Annotated in this window: 21 protein-coding genes; 6 read left to right on the forward strand and 15 right to left on the reverse strand. The window is 31.5% G+C overall.

Annotation, left to right across the window (positions count from 1 at the left end):
• Window positions 1-154 precede the first annotated feature (154 nt).
• The 4 genes from Q0921_RS03015 to Q0921_RS03030 form a co-directional block, all read right to left on the reverse strand.
• On the reverse strand, window positions 155-997 hold the full coding sequence (locus Q0921_RS03015; RefSeq protein ID WP_299253087.1) for a DNA alkylation repair protein: 843 nt from the start codon (window positions 995-997) through the stop codon (window positions 155-157).
• Between the two features lie 22 nt (window positions 998-1,019).
• Complete coding sequence (locus tag Q0921_RS03020) at window positions 1,020-1,334, reverse strand: hypothetical protein (protein WP_299253090.1); 315 nt, start codon at window positions 1,332-1,334, stop codon at window positions 1,020-1,022.
• A 138-nt stretch (window positions 1,335-1,472) separates the two neighbouring features.
• Entirely contained in the window at window positions 1,473-2,153 is a 681-nt protein-coding gene (locus Q0921_RS03025) for a YafY family protein (RefSeq protein ID WP_299253093.1), read from the reverse strand.
• Between the two features lie 9 nt (window positions 2,154-2,162).
• Window positions 2,163-3,479, reverse strand: coding sequence for a cation:proton antiporter (locus tag Q0921_RS03030; protein WP_299253096.1), 1,317 nt, complete (start codon window positions 3,477-3,479; stop codon window positions 2,163-2,165).
• A 160-nt stretch (window positions 3,480-3,639) separates the two neighbouring features.
• On the opposite strand from Q0921_RS03030, the gene Q0921_RS03035 reads away from it, so the two are divergent.
• The gene (locus Q0921_RS03035) at window positions 3,640-4,512 is read left to right on the forward strand and encodes a pirin family protein (protein ID WP_299253099.1); all 873 of its coding nucleotides are present in this window, start codon (window positions 3,640-3,642) and stop codon (window positions 4,510-4,512) included.
• A 6-nt stretch (window positions 4,513-4,518) separates the two neighbouring features.
• Here Q0921_RS03035 and Q0921_RS03040 read toward each other — a convergent pair whose 3' ends face one another.
• The 4 genes from Q0921_RS03040 to Q0921_RS03055 all read right to left on the reverse strand — a co-directional run bounded on the left by Q0921_RS03040 (window position 4,519) and on the right by Q0921_RS03055 (window position 7,252).
• Window positions 4,519-5,088 carry a hypothetical protein gene (locus Q0921_RS03040; RefSeq protein WP_299253102.1) on the reverse strand — a complete coding sequence of 190 codons (570 nt, stop codon included), beginning with the start codon at window positions 5,086-5,088 and terminating at the stop codon, window positions 4,519-4,521.
• A gap of 116 nt (window positions 5,089-5,204) precedes the next feature.
• Entirely contained in the window at window positions 5,205-5,513 is a 309-nt protein-coding gene (locus Q0921_RS03045; protein WP_299253105.1) for a hypothetical protein, read from the reverse strand.
• 89 nt (window positions 5,514-5,602) lie between these two features.
• Entirely contained in the window at window positions 5,603-6,826 is a 1,224-nt protein-coding gene (locus Q0921_RS03050; protein WP_299253108.1) for a radical SAM protein, read from the reverse strand.
• A gap of 210 nt (window positions 6,827-7,036) precedes the next feature.
• Window positions 7,037-7,252: a hypothetical protein gene (locus tag Q0921_RS03055; RefSeq protein WP_299253112.1), complete on the reverse strand. Its 216-nt coding sequence runs from the start codon at window positions 7,250-7,252 to the stop codon at window positions 7,037-7,039.
• A 417-nt stretch (window positions 7,253-7,669) separates the two neighbouring features.
• On the opposite strand from Q0921_RS03055, the gene Q0921_RS03060 reads away from it, so the two are divergent.
• Complete coding sequence (locus Q0921_RS03060) at window positions 7,670-8,230, forward strand: hypothetical protein (protein WP_299253115.1); 561 nt, start codon at window positions 7,670-7,672, stop codon at window positions 8,228-8,230.
• 150 nt (window positions 8,231-8,380) lie between these two features.
• On the opposite strand, the gene Q0921_RS03065 is transcribed toward Q0921_RS03060, so the two are convergent.
• The 3 genes from Q0921_RS03065 to Q0921_RS03075 are packed head-to-tail and all read right to left on the reverse strand — an operon-like array spanning window position 8,381 to window position 9,659.
• A complete protein-coding gene (locus Q0921_RS03065) occupies window positions 8,381-8,767 on the reverse strand; it encodes a YchJ family metal-binding protein (protein WP_299253118.1) in 387 nt (128 codons plus the stop codon).
• Window positions 8,760-8,930, reverse strand: a complete 171-nt coding sequence (locus Q0921_RS03070; protein WP_299253121.1) for a hypothetical protein — start codon at window positions 8,928-8,930, stop codon at window positions 8,760-8,762. Before Q0921_RS03070 ends, Q0921_RS03065 begins: the two co-directional genes overlap by 8 nt.
• Before the next feature lie 60 nt (window positions 8,931-8,990).
• Complete coding sequence (locus Q0921_RS03075) at window positions 8,991-9,659, reverse strand: DUF2293 domain-containing protein (protein ID WP_299253123.1); 669 nt, start codon at window positions 9,657-9,659, stop codon at window positions 8,991-8,993.
• A gap of 195 nt (window positions 9,660-9,854) precedes the next feature.
• Here Q0921_RS03075 and Q0921_RS03080 point away from each other — a divergent pair, with 195 nt between their 5' ends.
• Window positions 9,855-10,106 carry a hypothetical protein gene (locus tag Q0921_RS03080; protein ID WP_299253126.1) on the forward strand — a complete coding sequence of 84 codons (252 nt, stop codon included), beginning with the start codon at window positions 9,855-9,857 and terminating at the stop codon, window positions 10,104-10,106.
• Between the two features lie 150 nt (window positions 10,107-10,256).
• On the opposite strand, the gene Q0921_RS03085 is transcribed toward Q0921_RS03080, so the two are convergent.
• From Q0921_RS03085 to Q0921_RS03095, 3 genes are read right to left on the reverse strand one after another with little or no spacing between them, the layout of a single operon-like run.
• Window positions 10,257-10,850, reverse strand: a complete 594-nt coding sequence (locus Q0921_RS03085; RefSeq protein ID WP_299253129.1) for a hypothetical protein — start codon at window positions 10,848-10,850, stop codon at window positions 10,257-10,259.
• A 30-nt stretch (window positions 10,851-10,880) separates the two neighbouring features.
• On the reverse strand, window positions 10,881-12,167 hold the full coding sequence (locus Q0921_RS03090) for a type II toxin-antitoxin system HipA family toxin (protein ID WP_299253132.1): 1,287 nt from the start codon (window positions 12,165-12,167) through the stop codon (window positions 10,881-10,883).
• A complete protein-coding gene (locus tag Q0921_RS03095) occupies window positions 12,161-12,490 on the reverse strand; it encodes a helix-turn-helix transcriptional regulator (protein ID WP_299253135.1) in 330 nt (109 codons plus the stop codon). The genes Q0921_RS03090 and Q0921_RS03095 overlap by 7 nt, the downstream gene beginning before the upstream one ends.
• Before the next feature lie 328 nt (window positions 12,491-12,818).
• Between Q0921_RS03095 and Q0921_RS03100 the strand changes: the two genes are divergently transcribed.
• Both Q0921_RS03100 and Q0921_RS03105 read left to right on the forward strand, forming a co-directional pair.
• Window positions 12,819-13,142, forward strand: coding sequence for a hypothetical protein (locus tag Q0921_RS03100; RefSeq protein ID WP_299253138.1), 324 nt, complete (start codon window positions 12,819-12,821; stop codon window positions 13,140-13,142).
• Window positions 13,143-13,170: 28 nt separating this feature from the next.
• A complete protein-coding gene (locus Q0921_RS03105) occupies window positions 13,171-14,784 on the forward strand; it encodes a hypothetical protein (protein ID WP_299253141.1) in 1,614 nt (537 codons plus the stop codon).
• Window positions 14,785-14,823: 39 nt separating this feature from the next.
• Here the strand turns inward: Q0921_RS03105 and Q0921_RS03110 are convergent, their stop codons facing one another.
• Entirely contained in the window at window positions 14,824-15,723 is a 900-nt protein-coding gene (locus tag Q0921_RS03110; RefSeq protein WP_367183319.1) for a DMT family transporter, read from the reverse strand.
• 204 nt (window positions 15,724-15,927) lie between these two features.
• Between Q0921_RS03110 and Q0921_RS03115 the strand changes: the two genes are divergently transcribed.
• Window positions 15,928-16,893, forward strand: a complete 966-nt coding sequence (locus Q0921_RS03115) for a hypothetical protein (protein WP_299253144.1) — start codon at window positions 15,928-15,930, stop codon at window positions 16,891-16,893.
• The last annotated feature ends 173 nt before the right edge of the window (window positions 16,894-17,066 follow it).

Below are 17,066 nucleotides of genomic sequence, written 5' to 3' on the forward strand. Positions count from 1 at the left end.
AAAGGAGTTTAAAGCTATGAAAAACTTCAAAATATCTCTTAAATAAATTTCAAAAAAGAATAAGATTTAATGATTATTTAATAATTATTTTGCATAATGATTTTTAATTTGATAATCCTAGGATATACTGAAGAATCAACAACAATAATCTAAACTATTTTTTGATCGTACGCAATGCTTTCTTAATGATATAGGCTGTATCTTTAGCTGTGGAATCGTTTTCCCATCGATTACAAATTTTCAGGACCCAGTCAGGCCTGGTTTTACTGGCATCATTTAACCAATTACCAACAGAATCTTTCACATATTTGGAAGTATCAGATTTCAAAGGTTCCAAAATATCCATTGCTTTTTCCGGAAATTCTTTCAGTATATCTATTTTTTTGGTCCAAACACCTATAGGTCTTGTAGCTTCTACTGCATATCGCCTAATATTTTCATTAGCATCTTTTGTCCAATTAGACAATATCATGACTGCTTGATCTAGATCCTGAATAATATAATCTTTTGCAGAAAAAATAGCAACTTCTCTAACCCCAAAATGAGAATCTGCCGCATAAGGTTTAATTGTATGTAGTCTTTCTGTAATAGACATATCTATTGCAGCATAATATTGAGCAGCCCAACATCTCGGAACATCAGAAGTATGATTAGTCAAATATTCAATAATGGCAGTATCATAACTAAGCTGGGCGAAAGTCATCCCTATTATTTTTGTATTACTATTGGCACTAGGTTTTTTTTGATTAGAAACAGCTTCATAAAAATTATCATACCAATCCGATTTATTCAATTCGTCCAATATTATTTTTAACAGTTTTAACTGATCTACTGCTAACCACTCCATTAAATTGGCGGTTTCAATAAGACCCTTATTCAAATAATTTATAACTTCAGGATCAAGATCCTTAAAACTTCTTGCTCCTTTTCGGTTCAAAATATGATCTGGAATCATTTTATCTTTATGTTGTGTGGTTGTTTTTAAATCTAATAACATACTAATGAGTTTTAAATATATACTATTCTTCGAACTGATTAAAAACATCTAGATGGTACATTTTCATAGTCTCAGGTTTGATAACTTCAAAAATTGCAACAGCCTTTGCATTTTTCATAATATCATCTCCCGCTTTTTTAGCAGCTTCCATGTCTGTCCAATATAATAGATCCATATAGTTACCATTTTCATCACTAGCAGTAATTCTATCTATAAATCCGTCGTATAATTTTATAATATCATTTAAAGAAATTAATGCAGTTTTTATTTCTTCTTCGGAATATTTGGGATTTGCTTCAAATGATACAACTTCGATAATGTATGGTTTATTTTTCATAAGGTTTTGGTTTTGACTAAATGTAGTTGCGCAGCATAAAAACATACTAAGCATAATTGTGTGAATTAAGTGATACAATATTTGATTTCAGTCAAAATTACCACAGGCCTATGACAACCTTATGTCAGTAGTGTATTATTAATTTTCTCTATATTTCTTAAAATAATCTTCTAGTGTAAAGAATTTAGGAGAAAATAAGTCCGATGTTTCGATGAGGTTAATAATCCTATCAGTTCTAAATTCGCGATAATCTTTACGTAATCTACAGTATGCAATCATTACCCAAATAGTATTGGTGAAATATACTCCAAGTGGTTCTATTGTGCGTTCGGTATATTCCTTAGATGCCGATGTATATTGGATTTTAAGAACTCTTACATCAGTAATAGCCTTCTGGATAACGGATAAATATGAACTAGACGGAGATTTTTTATTGGGAGGACTAACGATTCGTTTTTCTAAAAGTTCTAATTTTTCTTTTTGGGTTGTATTTAAAATCGCCTTCACCTTTTCTATAGCTTCAATAAAATCAGAAATTAGGGATTCATCATTGTTAGTTTGTATTATTTTAGAAGCTGTTATCAGAGCATTGGCTTCTTTTTCGCTAAACATAATTGGAGGTAGTGAATATCCATCAACCAAAAAATAACCCGTACCAGCTTCTGCTCCTATCGGGACTCCAGCATCAGATAATGCTAGCATATCCCGATAGATAGTCCGTACACTCACATCGAATTTATCAGCCAAATCGGAAGCTTGAACCACTTTTTTAGATTGTAATTTTACCAAGATCGCTGTTAACCGATGTAATCGTTTCATTGTAATTACTTATTCTAGGATTTCTTCTTCTTCATCATTATCAGCATCTTCTATTTCACTGAGATCCGTAGTCGTATTCATGATAAATTCCATTTCTGCATCCGCTGCTGCTTCGACTTGCTCTGGAGTAAGTGCTGCTCCTTTAATTCTTTTATCACGTATCATTCCACCTGTCATAATTAAGCTCGTTCCGATAATTACAAATAATAAAATTCCCGGTTCGAATCCGGGAACCATTGCTTCTGCTGGAATTGCATAAAATAATAGTACCGTGATTAATCCTCTAGGTGCAATGAACAATTGTGGCGAAATATCTTTTCCGATAAATAATCGCAATAATACATATCGGATGATATAGATAGAAATGATAATCAATATGCTTATTAAGGTAACTTTTAGATTTAATAATGAAGAAAGTGTTATAGTAATTCCAAAAATTACAAAAAACAATGTTCTAACCACAAACGCAGTTTCGGCAGTAATCACGTGTAATTCGTGATAAATAGATTTAGCTTTTTCGAAATCTAAAAGACTTTCCAGTTTCCATTTAAAAAACAACTTCATATTGGCTATCACAAGTCCAAATATTAATACAATTATCAATGACGATAAATGCATCTTTTTCCCCAAACCATATAACAGCAATAAAACAGCAATTAATAGAAATAACTTAACCTGACTTTTAATTTTCTGAAAAATCAGGATAATCCCATAACTAGCTATTAAAGAAATTATAATGGTAAGAATTAGATTAAAAGCAAAACCTGCTACTCCAGCATCTTCTGCAGGATTTAATTTTCCGGTAAGGAAATAAAACATCATAATTCCCAAGATATCTGAGAATGTACTCTCATATACGTGAAACTCTTTTTTAACTTCTGATAACCCCGCAACACTCGGTATAATAATAGCACTAGACAGAATAGACAAAGGCGTGGCATATAACAATGCAGATTGCCAGGTCATTCCATCAATTAGTGCTTTTAATATAACTGCAGCAACATAAGCAGAAGCAACAAGTCCAATTAAAGCTATCCCAAAAGATTTTAGAATAGGAACTAATTTTTCTCGTTTTAGTTTTAATTCTAATGCAGCCTCCAGTACGATCATTATTAAACCAACAATACCTAACACTTCTAGCATCGGAAAGAAATCAATCTCCTCACCTCCAATAGCTTTGATACCATATTGATAAATAACCCCTAAAATGATCAGCATTAATACTGCAGGGATATTTGTTTTTTTGGCAATTCCATTAAAAATAAAAGATAAAATAATAGTCAAAGAAATGCCTATAATTACATTATAAGAAGAAAATATTTCCATTGGTTAGTTTAGGTTATTTAAGATTGGCTGGGAAAAGATAGTAAAATAATTTAAAGTAGAAACTTCTGTTCATAATACTATCAGTCGTTAATATTTATTTAACGACATACTCTTCATAAAAAATGTATTTTAGAAATTCTAAACACAAAAAACTGTTTTAATGTCTAACCAAGGATTAATAATAGAAGAACGTAGTCGCGACATTGGTGATTTTCTGGTAGGAAGACTCATTCCATTTAGAAAAAAAAGAATGGTAGGACCTTTCATTTTTATAGACCATATGGGTCCTACAATTATAAAAAAAGGAAAGTATATGGATGTGGATCAGCATCCTCATATTGGTTTATCAACTTTGACTTATCTGCTAGATGGAGAGATGATGCATAAGGATAGTATCGGAACGAATCAGCGTATTTCTCCAGGATCAGTAAACTGGATGGTCGCTGGTAAAGGAGTTACACACACAGAACGAACCCCAATGGACATGCGTGATGGTTCTGAGTTCTTAACTCATGGATACCAGATTTGGGTAGCACTACCGAAGGATTTAGAAGATGTCATGCCAGAGTTTCATCATTTAGACAATAATGAATTACCTAAATGGATGGATGGAACTACTGCTTTTAAACTTATTGCCGGAAAAGGATATGGAAAAGAATCTCCATTACCGGTTCATTCAGAACTTTTTATGGTAGAAGTAAAGAATGAAGAACGTTACGAATTACGGATTAAAGGAGAACTAGAAGGAGAAATTGGTATTTGTATTGTAGAAGGAGAAATACAAGCCTGTGAAAACACTATTTCGAAAGGAAATATGTTAGTTTCTAAAATTGAAGATAGTTGTTCTGTTATTTTAGAGCCCAATACGCATCTATTATTATTTGGTGGCCAACCATTTCCTGAAGAAAGACATATCTATTGGAACTTTGTATCATCCAGTAAAGAAAAATTAGAAGAAGCAAAAAAGCAATGGAAAAACAAACAATTTCCTAAAGTTCCAAATGATGATAGTTATGTGGTGATGCCAGAATAGGAATAGTTAATAAGCAGCCAATTCCCTTCGTATTTCATTTAATGATTTATTGGTATTAACTAATTCCAGAATTACTTCTTTTCTAAATTCATCTAAATCATCATAATCATAATATTTTGCCCATTTATGATCTTCTAGCAGATTTTTGATTTGCTTGATCAATTTACGCGTAGCATCTACCGGTCTTATTATAGCAATATAATTATAGGCAGGATTATCTTTATGCTTATAACTTACTGTTTTCGTTTCGAAGTCTACAGCTATATAATAAGCATCTACATCTTCACTTAAATTTTCTCTAAAATCTGTCCAATCTGCATAACCCAAACGAAGATCATCAATCTCTACAGGAATCTCTGACACCAATCTCCAATTACATTTGGCAGCTCTTCCCCAATGATTCGATAATCGATAAACTCCATTGGTTGTATAATAATAGGTACTACCAGACTCACTTCTGTAGTGTAGTTTTCTTCTTGAGATTTCTCTTAATCGCACTCCCTTAAATACACAATAGGTATTTTTAAAGAAATTATTTCTAGTAAATTTCTTTACTGTAACAACTTGTTCTTCCAATGACTTTTTTTTTCCGACAACAAAGAACTTGTTTTTTTAGGAGAAAAAGAAAACAAGTTTTTAACAGTTTATTGTTGGGAAATATATTTTAACCTGATTTTTAATTAAATAAAAAGTCATTGTCCTTTAGCTCCTAAAAAAACAAAAGCAATATAACCTATTAGATTCCCAAAGAAAATCCCGATATAATGTGGTATTGCAAAAAATGCCTCATATAAAACACCTGCACGTCTACCCCATTTTCTAGTGCAAGCTCTTCCTATATATGACATTCTCCACCAATGAATTGTTTTACGACCATTACGACCATCTCGATAAACTTCTTTTCCGGTGGTATACACACATTTTAGATGTCCTCGTATGCTACATTGATCTACAATAGCAAACTCGCCCATGGAATACTTTTCTTTAAGACTATCTTTCATACTAAAACCTGCATTTAGTTAATGATTGAAACAGTCCTAAAATTAATACTAATTTTCAAAATTTTAAAAAGTTTTAGGATTACATTTCGCTAATTTTGCCCAAAAAACTCCAGCTCATCAGTATAACTGATATTTATACGATCTTTTTTACATGTATCATCAACATATTTTAGTATTTCATCTGTTTTCATACGATCAATGTTTTCTTTAGAATATAGTTCCGGGAAAAGGTCGATCAATGTATTCTGGATATGAGCTATTAATTTTATAAGATCTTTACAATATACTGATGGGTTATTAAACCCATTTTCTTTTTTAAACCGATGCACTAATCTTCCACCTTGACAAACATCTCGAATGGGACACTCCAAACATTTAGCACACAGTTTCGTAGTACTATCTTCGAAATATAGTTTCCCTAATGGTGAATTTTTAATATCAGAAAGGTCATCACTCAATACACTCATACCGGATTTAGTAAATCCATGACCACAGGCTTTTAATGAGTCAATTGCTTCAATTTCGCCATTAGTTTCAATTACTAATACTGTAGATTCATTACTAGAATTCTCAGTAACACCCAATAACCTATTCATTACTCCAATAAATATTGGTATTTTATATCGATTAGGATCCTTTATCCAGATATCAAATAATGCGATCAACCAATCTGCCATTTCGCTTTTTCCCCTATCAAAAGGATAATTATCATGTGTGAAATCAGGAATTAAAAAATTTACAGAATTTACCTGCATTTCTTTAAAACTTTCATAAATAACTTTTGGTTCTTCTTCTATATTAATTACACAAACCGTATCGGCATATCCAATTTGATTTTTAAGCAATCTTACTGCATTAAAAACTTTATCATAACTTCCATTACCCTTATGATCTACTCGGAACATATCGTGCGCTTTTCTAGTACCATCTACACTGGTGCTTGGATATATTTGTAACTCTCTAAATAATGCGCACCAATCTTCATCAATCAAAACTCCATTAGTCTGAATATCGTATCTAAAAACGACCTCTTGTAGCTCCTTTTTTATAATATTAGCCTTAGTAATAAAAGTTCTATAAAAATCTTTTTCTATTAATAAAGGCTCTCCTCCATGAAAGATAAATGAAAACTCCTTTTTGTTATACTTCTGAATGTATTTTTTAGTTTTTTCTAAAATAGAATCGATCATATCATAAGACATAAATTTAGGTTGTCCTTTATACGTAGTATCGCCCAGATTATACATAAAACAATAAGAACAATTAAGATTACATCTACTGGCAACTTTGAGTATTAAAGCATCGAATTGCATGAATTGTGTTTTAAGAAGTTAATGTTGTTTATTTAACATACTAAGCGAAGTTCAGAGATAATATCGTTGTACAAGTAAGTTTCTCTGACTTCGCCAAGTATTTTAAAGATTGATACATCAATCTTTTTCTATATACGAATTCGAAATAGTGATATTTAGCGTTCATTAGGCACTAGTGCTAAAGAAAATTAATACCATATCCTGAATCGTTTACCTACTTTGAATAGGAACCCCGATAACAACTGGAACACATTTCTGTAATGTTTCTGACCAAATCTGACCATCTACACATCTTCTGCCACCGCTAGTAGGATAATATATCTCTACAGGAACATTAACTGTTCCTCCTAAAATAGTTTCCATGTTTTTAAGTTCCTTTGCAGAAAATTTGTCTAAGCCTCTTGATAATAAGAATACCTTTTTCATTATTTGTATGTTTAGATTTTGCCTACTCTTTATGATTTTCAGCTGCCTCAAAAAGTTGTACCTATCAAGCGCGCTTTTTGATACTACACCTTTATATACAGGAGTAATCATTTTGTTACCCTTTTTAGTGAAAATTAGAAAAACTACAGTTATCAACAGCTGTACAAAAAATCTTACTTCTTAAAGAAATAAAAGACTGTAAAATAAATACTTAACAATTTTTTTTGACGAAATAAACTTTGTTCAAAAACTAATAAGAACCTCAAAAACAAGACATTTCAATTAATTTATAATTACTTTTTTATTCTGGACTTTAACTTTAGGTAAACAATACTTTTACACTGAAAAAAACTCATTTTTTTAAATAATTTTGATACAATCATTAACCAATTTTATTTAATCAAAAAGTTTATTAAAATGAAAAAAATCGCATTAAAATTCAGTCTTATTGCTTGTTCTTTTGTATTCATTATGAGTTGTCAAAAAGAAGACAATGAAACACCTGAGATTCAAAAATCTTCAAACACACAACAGTTTGTTACCGTTAAAGATGTTTCCAATCAACAAGAAACGTTACAATTGTTAGAAGAATTACAACAAAAACAAAAGAATGAAACATCCTCCATGAAAAGAGTAGGTTGTACATTAAATAGTGATATTGGCTGTGGTAGTGATGCTTCATTGGAAATAGAGGAGTATATTAATGCTTCAGGATGTATTAGTTATCCCGTAGGAATTATCATCTTTCCAATAGAGGCTCAGCAATTCACATATAACTATTCTTATTATATAGATGGCGACTCAGATATCAACATGGACATATATCAATTTCAATTTGAAGCTCACATTGCTGATATCCAGAGACAAATCAGACCAAAGAAAATATCTTTTGTTAATGCTGATGCTTCTAATGGATGTTTTAATGAAAGAGGTTGGAATGTAGACAATGTTGTATATACCGTATTTTTAGGAAACTAACCCTTCTTTAACCTGCTTTATTGAATACCTGCCGCTACAATATATAAATAACCCTGCGAGATTATGTCGTAGGGTTTATATATTTAGAAACTTAAAAATAAATAGGTGTAATTTCTATAAAACATATATAAGTTTTGACTTTAGATTGTATTAATTTTCTCTAAGATATACCCAACGGCCGTCCTCTTTAACAAACCTAGAATTTTCATGAATAACTTCTAATGCTCCATTTTCAAAATAAAAAGCCTTAAACGCTACGGTGCCTTCTTCATCGAATTCTAAACCTTTAGTTTTATCCAAAATCTCTAATTTGATCCATTTTACAGATTTTGCCCAATTTATAATAGATTTCTTTTCTTTAATAGGACGGGTCGAACGATGGTGACTTTTCATTAAATAATCACCATTCGCCAAGACAAAAGCACTATAACGAGACCTCATTAAGTCTTCCGCGCTTAATGCTTGTGTCATCTCTTTATGAATACTACCACAACAAGTATCATAAGTTTGTGATCTCCCGCAATAACATTTACTCATTATCAGATTCATTTTGCTTAGACTCATTCACTTTTTGTACAATTGCTTTTAACCGTTCTGCTCTAAGCTCTTTTTCTTTTCGGAGTTTATTCTTTTTACGATTCAGAAGCTTTGTATGCTTTGCTTTATTCTGAGTGTTTTTTTCTCTTCCTTTTTTTGCCATTTTACTCGATACGATGAAGTTTTATCTTTAAAAATAGAGAATAAAACCTTCTTAATCTTACTATTTCCATTTTTTCAAAACAGTGTTAATATCGGATCGGATATCAGATCTGATTTCTTTTTTACGTTTTCCTTTACCAAATTGTTCATCATAATTTGTTTCCGTATGTCGAATATGTGCTTCTACTGCCAAATCAATCATTTTCGTATCAAAATCTTTTGCGCTCGCTGTTCTTCCGACTCTCCCGCTATATTTTTCACAAGCATGTGTGGCAATTGCAAATTCCCTTTTTTCAGGGCAATTAGGATATTGCGCTCTGATCGCTAATGCAAAATTAAATATAAATTCACGATCCTTTTGCTCCCTCACCACTGCTGCTTTCTTATTTTTAAGATCTCTAGATGTTTGATCTTTCTCACATTCTAAACGAGCTTTTTCTATAGCAACTTCCTCTACAAGTTGTCCTCTGCGCTCATACCGTTTTCTACGTTGATTCCATGCTAGAACTACACCACAAAGGGTAGAATATTTCTTAGACCTTCTGGTCATGGCAGCATTTCCTGGAGGTAATAGCATATAATCTATAAAGGGAGAACAGCCAAAACAAGTACCTTTATGATTTTCACTCTCTGCGACAAAAGATTTCCCTAATGGAATTTTTTTACCACAAGAAATACAATGTAATTTTTCTTTTTTAGTAAGAAATATATTTTGAGAAACAGTTGCCAATACTATATATTTTTCGGCTACGAAAATAAGATATTATTCTATTCTCTCTATTAATTATCAAAACTACTTTAATTGATCTTTTACATATTAATAAGTGGTAAATGGGGAATTATTGGTTTTTTTAAGCTTTTATATTTGTTTTATTACGGTTTTTCCGTAAATTGTACCTGCCTTTAAATTTTAAAAATCCTACTTATGCAAAAAACTACCCTTGAAAAACGTTTTAATTCACAAGATTTATCGAAAAAGTATCATCACATTTGGAATCAAGGAATTCATCTTTTTTCTATTAATGATGCTAATCGCGATTTTTACTATAGTGTCTTTTATATAGACTTTCTATTTGCTGAAATAATATATAATAAATTGAATGGTGAAATTCTTGCTATAAAAAGTTTTACTGATAAAGCTAAATTAATGTTCTATTTAAGAGAAGATTTTAATTAGACGTTCATGATATTTTTTTGAGCGTATGAGTACAATGAGACTTAATTTAGTTTCTTTATTAGAACATTTTACCCCACTTATTGTAATCAAATTTGAATAATTTGCCCTAGATATTCACCAAATTTCTCGGTACTCGTATGCTCATTAATATTATATCAAGAATTCAGCGATCAGAATAATAATATAAATCCAACAATTATATAGCAAGGTATAACCTAGCCCAAACCCCGTGCTTTTTACTAAGTATCCCTTACAAACAGGTGATTTTTTGAAGACTAAACGTAATGCTCTAAAGAAAATCCAATATAACATTGCTAAAAATATAATCACCATCGTCCATAATACGCCCCCAAACAACCATAATAACACTCCTATTATGATGGTTATTAAAACCCACAAAAAAACACCTAATACTATTTCCTCTAGTCCATCACCAAGGTCGGGGAACTCAGATGGGATATCAAAAACATCTGATATTCCTTCCTTATCAAAATCTAAGCGATCTGTTATTTTACCTAGATTATCTTTTAGTTTTGCTCCTTTATATAAACCAATTGTTACAAAAAGAAAGAATACTACTGACAGTATCGTTGTGGATAATATAGAATTTTCAATAATTGTTCTTTCTTTTCCCAGTCCAAATTGCCAGACACATAGTATTGTAAGAGAAATCACCAAAAGGGTGATATAAAATATCCCTTTGGTAGTTATATACTTCAATTTGGATTTACCTCTAAAACTCATGTGTCATAAACTATTTCTAATTGTATACTTTTATAAATTTATTCTAAATGCTTTTTGCAATTTAGCAGCTTGTTCAGTAGGAATTCCCGCTTTATCAGCATAATAACTCCAATTATTTACTACTTCTAAAATTTGCTCTATTTCGGCCTTACTGTTTTTATAACTTATTTTATCTCCTACTTTAAGTAAGTCACTTAAAGTAAAATCATCTCTTTTTCCGTTTATAGACATCTGGTGCATACTGGTCCATATTCCAGTAGGGTTATATGAATACGTAATATCATATGCAGGAGATAGTTTCCAGGCTCCTTGTTTATTCATTAAGAATGAAATATTCTTGGTATGGTCATCTTGATTTCTAGCTATAACGTTTAATAGCATTCTTTTATACAGTTGAATAGCATCTAGATGAGGCAACCTAAGTTGTCTCATAATTTCGAAAGCATTTTCATAAGAATATGCTCCCGGCGATTTATAATCGAAATGAGCCAGTGAACATAATGTTTGCATATGCAGTTTCTCATTATTAGGTAATCGATCAAATCTTTTAGTCATAAAATGTGCACGATCGTGCTCTTCGAACAACCTAGAATGTTCCATATCGATCCCACAATCTAGTGCCATCAAATAATATGCGTATTCTATCCTTCCATATCCTTGTGGATCACCGAGAGATATATCATTCACTCCATCAAACTTAAAAAGGTAATGCTCGAACCCTTCTGGAACATTGGTTTGTCCAGATCTAATTTCGTTTGTTGTAGAATTAAATGCAATAATTGCCTTAGCTCTTTGCCCCCCGGCAGAAGTACCAACCTTGATCAATTCATTTAGGTGTTCGGTTTCAGAAATATTTAACGTTATTTGTTCACGTGAATTCAATACTTTTTGGGCAAGTATTACGAGTTTATCTATTTCTACGGTACTCGATATTTTCTTGCCAATATTCCTCGCTGGTTGAAACTCCAAAGCTCCCATCCCACGGCTTCCTATATAACATAATCGATCTAAAGGTGTAAACTGAGCCTTAGGAATATCATTGAGCATTAACCATTGATCAATCAAGCGATTCCCAAAATCATCCGGTAACACATCTGATAACATTCCAGGTAATCCTTTATAAGTATCTTCATTAAGACGAGGGAAACTATATATTCGATTGTCAGAATTGAGAATCTGCATATGTATGGGTGAAACATCCCAATTGTTCTTCGAGAAATCAGAAAAAAACTCAAAAGAAGCATACTTCTTATCTGTATCCCAGCTTAAAGCACCTAGTTCTTGATCCCAAAGTGTTATTTTAATAACGTCTACCATGATGATTTATTAGGTTTACTTTTAGGGCTTCCTGAGGCTCTCTCTCTTTCTTTACCTTTTAATTTCAATAATTCAATAGGGCTAATTCCCGGATCAGGCAAAAATAAACTTAACGCATCAAGTTCTCCAAATGATCTTAAAATCTGAATAAAAGTGAGTAACGTTGTAGCTTTACCAGATTCAAAGTTTTTGATAGTTTGTACGTGAACTCCTGCCCTTTTAGAAAGTTCTTCCTGGGTTATATTAAGATTGAGTCTTCTTTTTTTTACACGCTGTGTGAGTTCTGATAATACATCATCATCAGAAAGTCTAATTAAATCCATATTATTTATTTAATGTATAAAAAAATATACTTTATAATTTAATAACAGTATTTAAGTATAAAAATTTATACTTTATTAATGTTTTTTACTACAAATATAATAAAGTATACGAAAATATACCTTAAAATTAATATAATTATTTAATGTATAAAAAAATATACTTTAATAACATCCATTAGTTGCGCGAACGTATTAACTACCTCACAGACGTAAGCTTTAATAAAAAACAGTTAAAACCCCCTTTTTTAACATATTTTATATATGTATTTTTAACTCATAACGTACTCCTTCCCAATATTCGTCTAATTGCCTTTAAAAACTACGAGGTATGCAAAATTATGTTCGATTACGAAATATAAGTCTACTACTTATGCTTATTCTATGTTGTCAAAGCTGTATATCAACACGTATTGTTAGTGAGTATGACAATGACTCTGTGATAAAACACACTAAAACTTCTTGGAGTTACGCTTGGGGATTGGTAACACCAAAGGACATTGACCCTGATTGTGAATCTAAACGAATGAACTCAGTTACTAGCGCTACTAATTTAGGTTACATTCTTATATCAGCTATAACAATCGGCATTGTAGTACCACAAATTATAGAATGGGAATGTGCTACAGTAGATACACCTATTGAGGATTTGTAATACACATAAGAATAAAAAAATAGTTAAAATGGCATTACCAAAAGGCATAGAAATATTACCGATCACATCTTGGGAAAACAGACATCAGAATTTTACACAAAAACTAACTAAGGACGCTTCTTTTAAAATTAGAAACGATCATTCCTTATCCAAAAGCTCTGAAAAATATAAAGCAACCACTAAAAATATTCAATGGCTGATTGAGCACGCTATAAAAAACAAAATACGACTCAGAGCAATGGGCAGTGGTTGGTCATTTTCTAAAGTAGCAGTATCCGAAGGAGGAATCATTGACACTAAATCATTACGTCTCTCCTTCTCTATTTCCAAATCATATGTCGATAACACTTATTTAAATAAAGGAGGAATACCAGAGAATCTTTTTTTTACACAATGCGGGATGTCGATACTACAATTAAACTCAAAACTTGAAAAAGAAAAAAGACCCCATAGATCTATTAAAGCTTCAGGAGCTAGTAACGGGCAAACCATTGCAGGAGCTTTGTCAACAGGGACACATGGAGCTGCATTTAACGTGGGAGCACTGCAAGATTTCGTGGTAGGTTTACATCTAATCGTTGGCAAGGATAAACATATTTGGTTAGAACGTCATTCTAATCCGGTAATGTCAGATAAATTTATTGATTGGTTAGGAGCCGAAAGAATTCAGGATGATATTATGTTCAATTCCGCTATAGTAAGTTTTGGTAGCTTTGGTTTTATTCATGGAGTATTAATAGAAACAGAATCTAAATTTTTATTAAAAGAACACCGTATAGATAAAGTCGCCTATAACGATGCATTAATACATACGATGAATACACAGGATTTTTCTACTATTGAAAACCTACTCCCTTTTCCACAGTTTTCCCTTGATCGAGAATTATATCATTTCGAAGTACTTATTAACCCCTACGATTTTAAGCATAACGATAGAGATAAAGGAGTGTTCATCAAAGTTGCGTATAAACGAAAATATCGTGATGATTATACTCGTAGAAATAGAGACAACAACGGATTAACGTACGGCGACGACCTCTTAGGATTAATACAAACTATGATGGATAGTCTAGGAGCTTTATCTGTAAAGATAGTACCGAGTTTAGTGAATCTACTCTTTCCGCTCGCATACAAAGAAACAGCAGCATTAGAAGGCACTATAGGCGAAACTTATAATAATACTAAATTTAGAGGAAAGGTAGCAAGTGCTGCACTAGGTATAGATATAAAAGACAGTGCGAAAGTTGTACAAGAAATACTGAATATCATCGATGGAGGTGATCCTTTTCCTGGTGGAATTTCTTTGCGATATGTAAAAGGTACTGAAGCATTATTAGGCTTTACGAAATTCCCAAAAACATGTGTTTTAGAATTAGATGGAGTAGACTCAGACATTACCAGAAATTTCTATCAAAAAATATGGAACAAACTAGAAACTAAAAACATTCTTTACACATTACATTGGGGTAAAATAAATTTCAATCTCAATTTTAATAGGATACAAAAAATGTACGGAGCTGCTACCGTACAACATTGGCTAGACTCTAGGAATAAATTATTAGATGATGATACAAGAGAAGTATTCACGAACAAGTTTGTAGAACAATGTGGATTAAATAAAAAAATTGGAGTAATAGTTTAAATAAAACCTTTAATTAATTATAAAACAAATGATTACTATTTATTTTGATCGATAAAACATATTAAGAACTAATCCAGTAATTACCATAGCGGTACCCAAGATACTTAACAAAGGATACTTGTCGCTAAACAAGAAGATCCCTGCAATCATAGTAAAAATAACTTCCATATATTTTAGAGAAACGACCTTATTAGTAACCTGTGACTGAAAAGCTTTAGTCATAAATAATTGTCCGAAATATCCAAAAACACCTAAGCTCAATAACAATCCCCACTCGATCCCTTCTGGTGTTTTCTTCCAATTAAAAACAGAAAAAACACCTCCTAAGATTGTTGCTATCCACATAAAATAATTCACAATGACTACTGGGTGATCTCGTAAGCCTATCTTATTAATCAAGACGTAGACCACTCCACTAAACAAAGCTGATAAAACAATTAGTAACAATCCAAAAGAATTAATTTCTGCATCAAAACCTTTAATGATTAAGACACCAAAAAAGGCAAGTAAAAAAAATAACCATTGTATATTTTTCACCTTCTCTCTGAGAAAGACAACTGCCAATATGGTTGCGAAAATTGGAGAAAGATACCGAAGAGAAACTGCAGAACCTATCTTAAGATATTCTACAGACATGAAAAATAACCCCATAGAAGTAACTCCCGCTAAACCACGAAATATGAGTAATTTCTTTTGATTACCAAGAATAGAAATTTTATGATAGAACAAAAACGGCATTGTGAAGAACAATGTACCTATGGATCTAAAAAACACAAGCTGAAACGCACTAAAACCAACCAAATATTTAACGAGTAAATTCATAGCCGTGAAGGATATGGTACTCAGAATCATGAAATAGATGGCTTTTTTCAAATACTTGTTTTTTTTAACATCTAATAGAGATACTCTATAGGAATCAAAGATAAAAATTGTTAATATATTATTTACTCAACATTCATTACATTATTCTAAAAAATAGATCTGGTTCTTTAAGGATTTTTCTTTTTTTGGCTTTCTTTTTGATAATGAAAAAACAAGAAATGTAATGATGAAAACAATAAGACGTTATGAGATTAGTTAGATTAATTATTGTTTTAAATTATTTTCATTAATTTGAACCAATATTAAAGCCCCTATTTTCCTATGAAAAGAGTATCCATAATACTTGTATTACTAATGTTTAAAGGCATTTATGGCCAGGTATATACAATCCAGGATGAAAATCAAAAATTCCCCATATCATACGCAACTGTTTCATTTGGTAATGGTAATGGTTTATTTGCTGATGCTGATGGAGTTTTTAAGTTTTCACAAAAAAGATATAAGGATATAGACTCATTATTTATATCGGCACTTGGATATAAGGAAAAAGGCTTGAGCACAAGAAACTTACCTAAAACCATTTTATTAATACCAGATATAGCTGAACTACAAGAAGTAGTAGTAAAAGCTGAAAACTTAGGCAAATACAAAACGAAGAAAAAAAATTCTAAGGTACACGATGATTATTTCAGATGTTGGCTTCCTACAGTAGAATCTGAAATTGCTGTTTTTTTCCCAAGAGATCCTTTAAAATCTACTAAAATAGCTTCGGTGTTTTTACCTATAATGATGGAAACTTCTAGTGGGTCTTCTTCAGGAAGAAAGCAATCTTTTTCTACCTTGTTTAAAATGCAATTCTATGAAAACGATAACGGTTCCCCAGGTAAAAGGATATCAGGCGATGATATCTTCTTTAGAATAACAAATAAAGATAAAACCAATTTTGAACTTGATATTTCTGAATATAAAGTGTTCATTCCTGAAAATGGTGTTTTTGTTTCCATTCAGGTACTAGGGTATACAGGTAAAGAAGGAAAACTACAGCATACTAAAAAATATCATGAAGTAGAAACCCGCAAAGGAATTGTGAAAATTTCTACTACGTTCAGACCGCTACTCCCTTTTACTAATAAAATAGAAAACAATATCACATTTACCAGAAGAATATTCTTTAAAAATAGAAGTTGGCAGTGTTTTGATAAAAAATACAGTGAAAACAACACTTTGATCCAAAAGGGCTTCATGAATTATGGTATGGGGCTGAAGATGCACGTGTATGAGAAATAGGCTAGACGATTAGAAAAATAAGATTTTTAGTTTTAACGTATTTTCAGTCTTACTAATTTATTAATAGAACCTGTTGTACATTTAGAAATGATTATGTTAAAAAAAGCGCCAATTCGAGTGTTTTGTCTTAATGAAATGAAGACAAAATGTATCGAGAACAGCTTTTTTTGGAT

Origin of the sequence: uncultured Aquimarina sp., from assembly GCF_947496855.1 — a bacterium.
GTDB lineage: Bacteria > Bacteroidota > Bacteroidia > Flavobacteriales > Flavobacteriaceae > Aquimarina.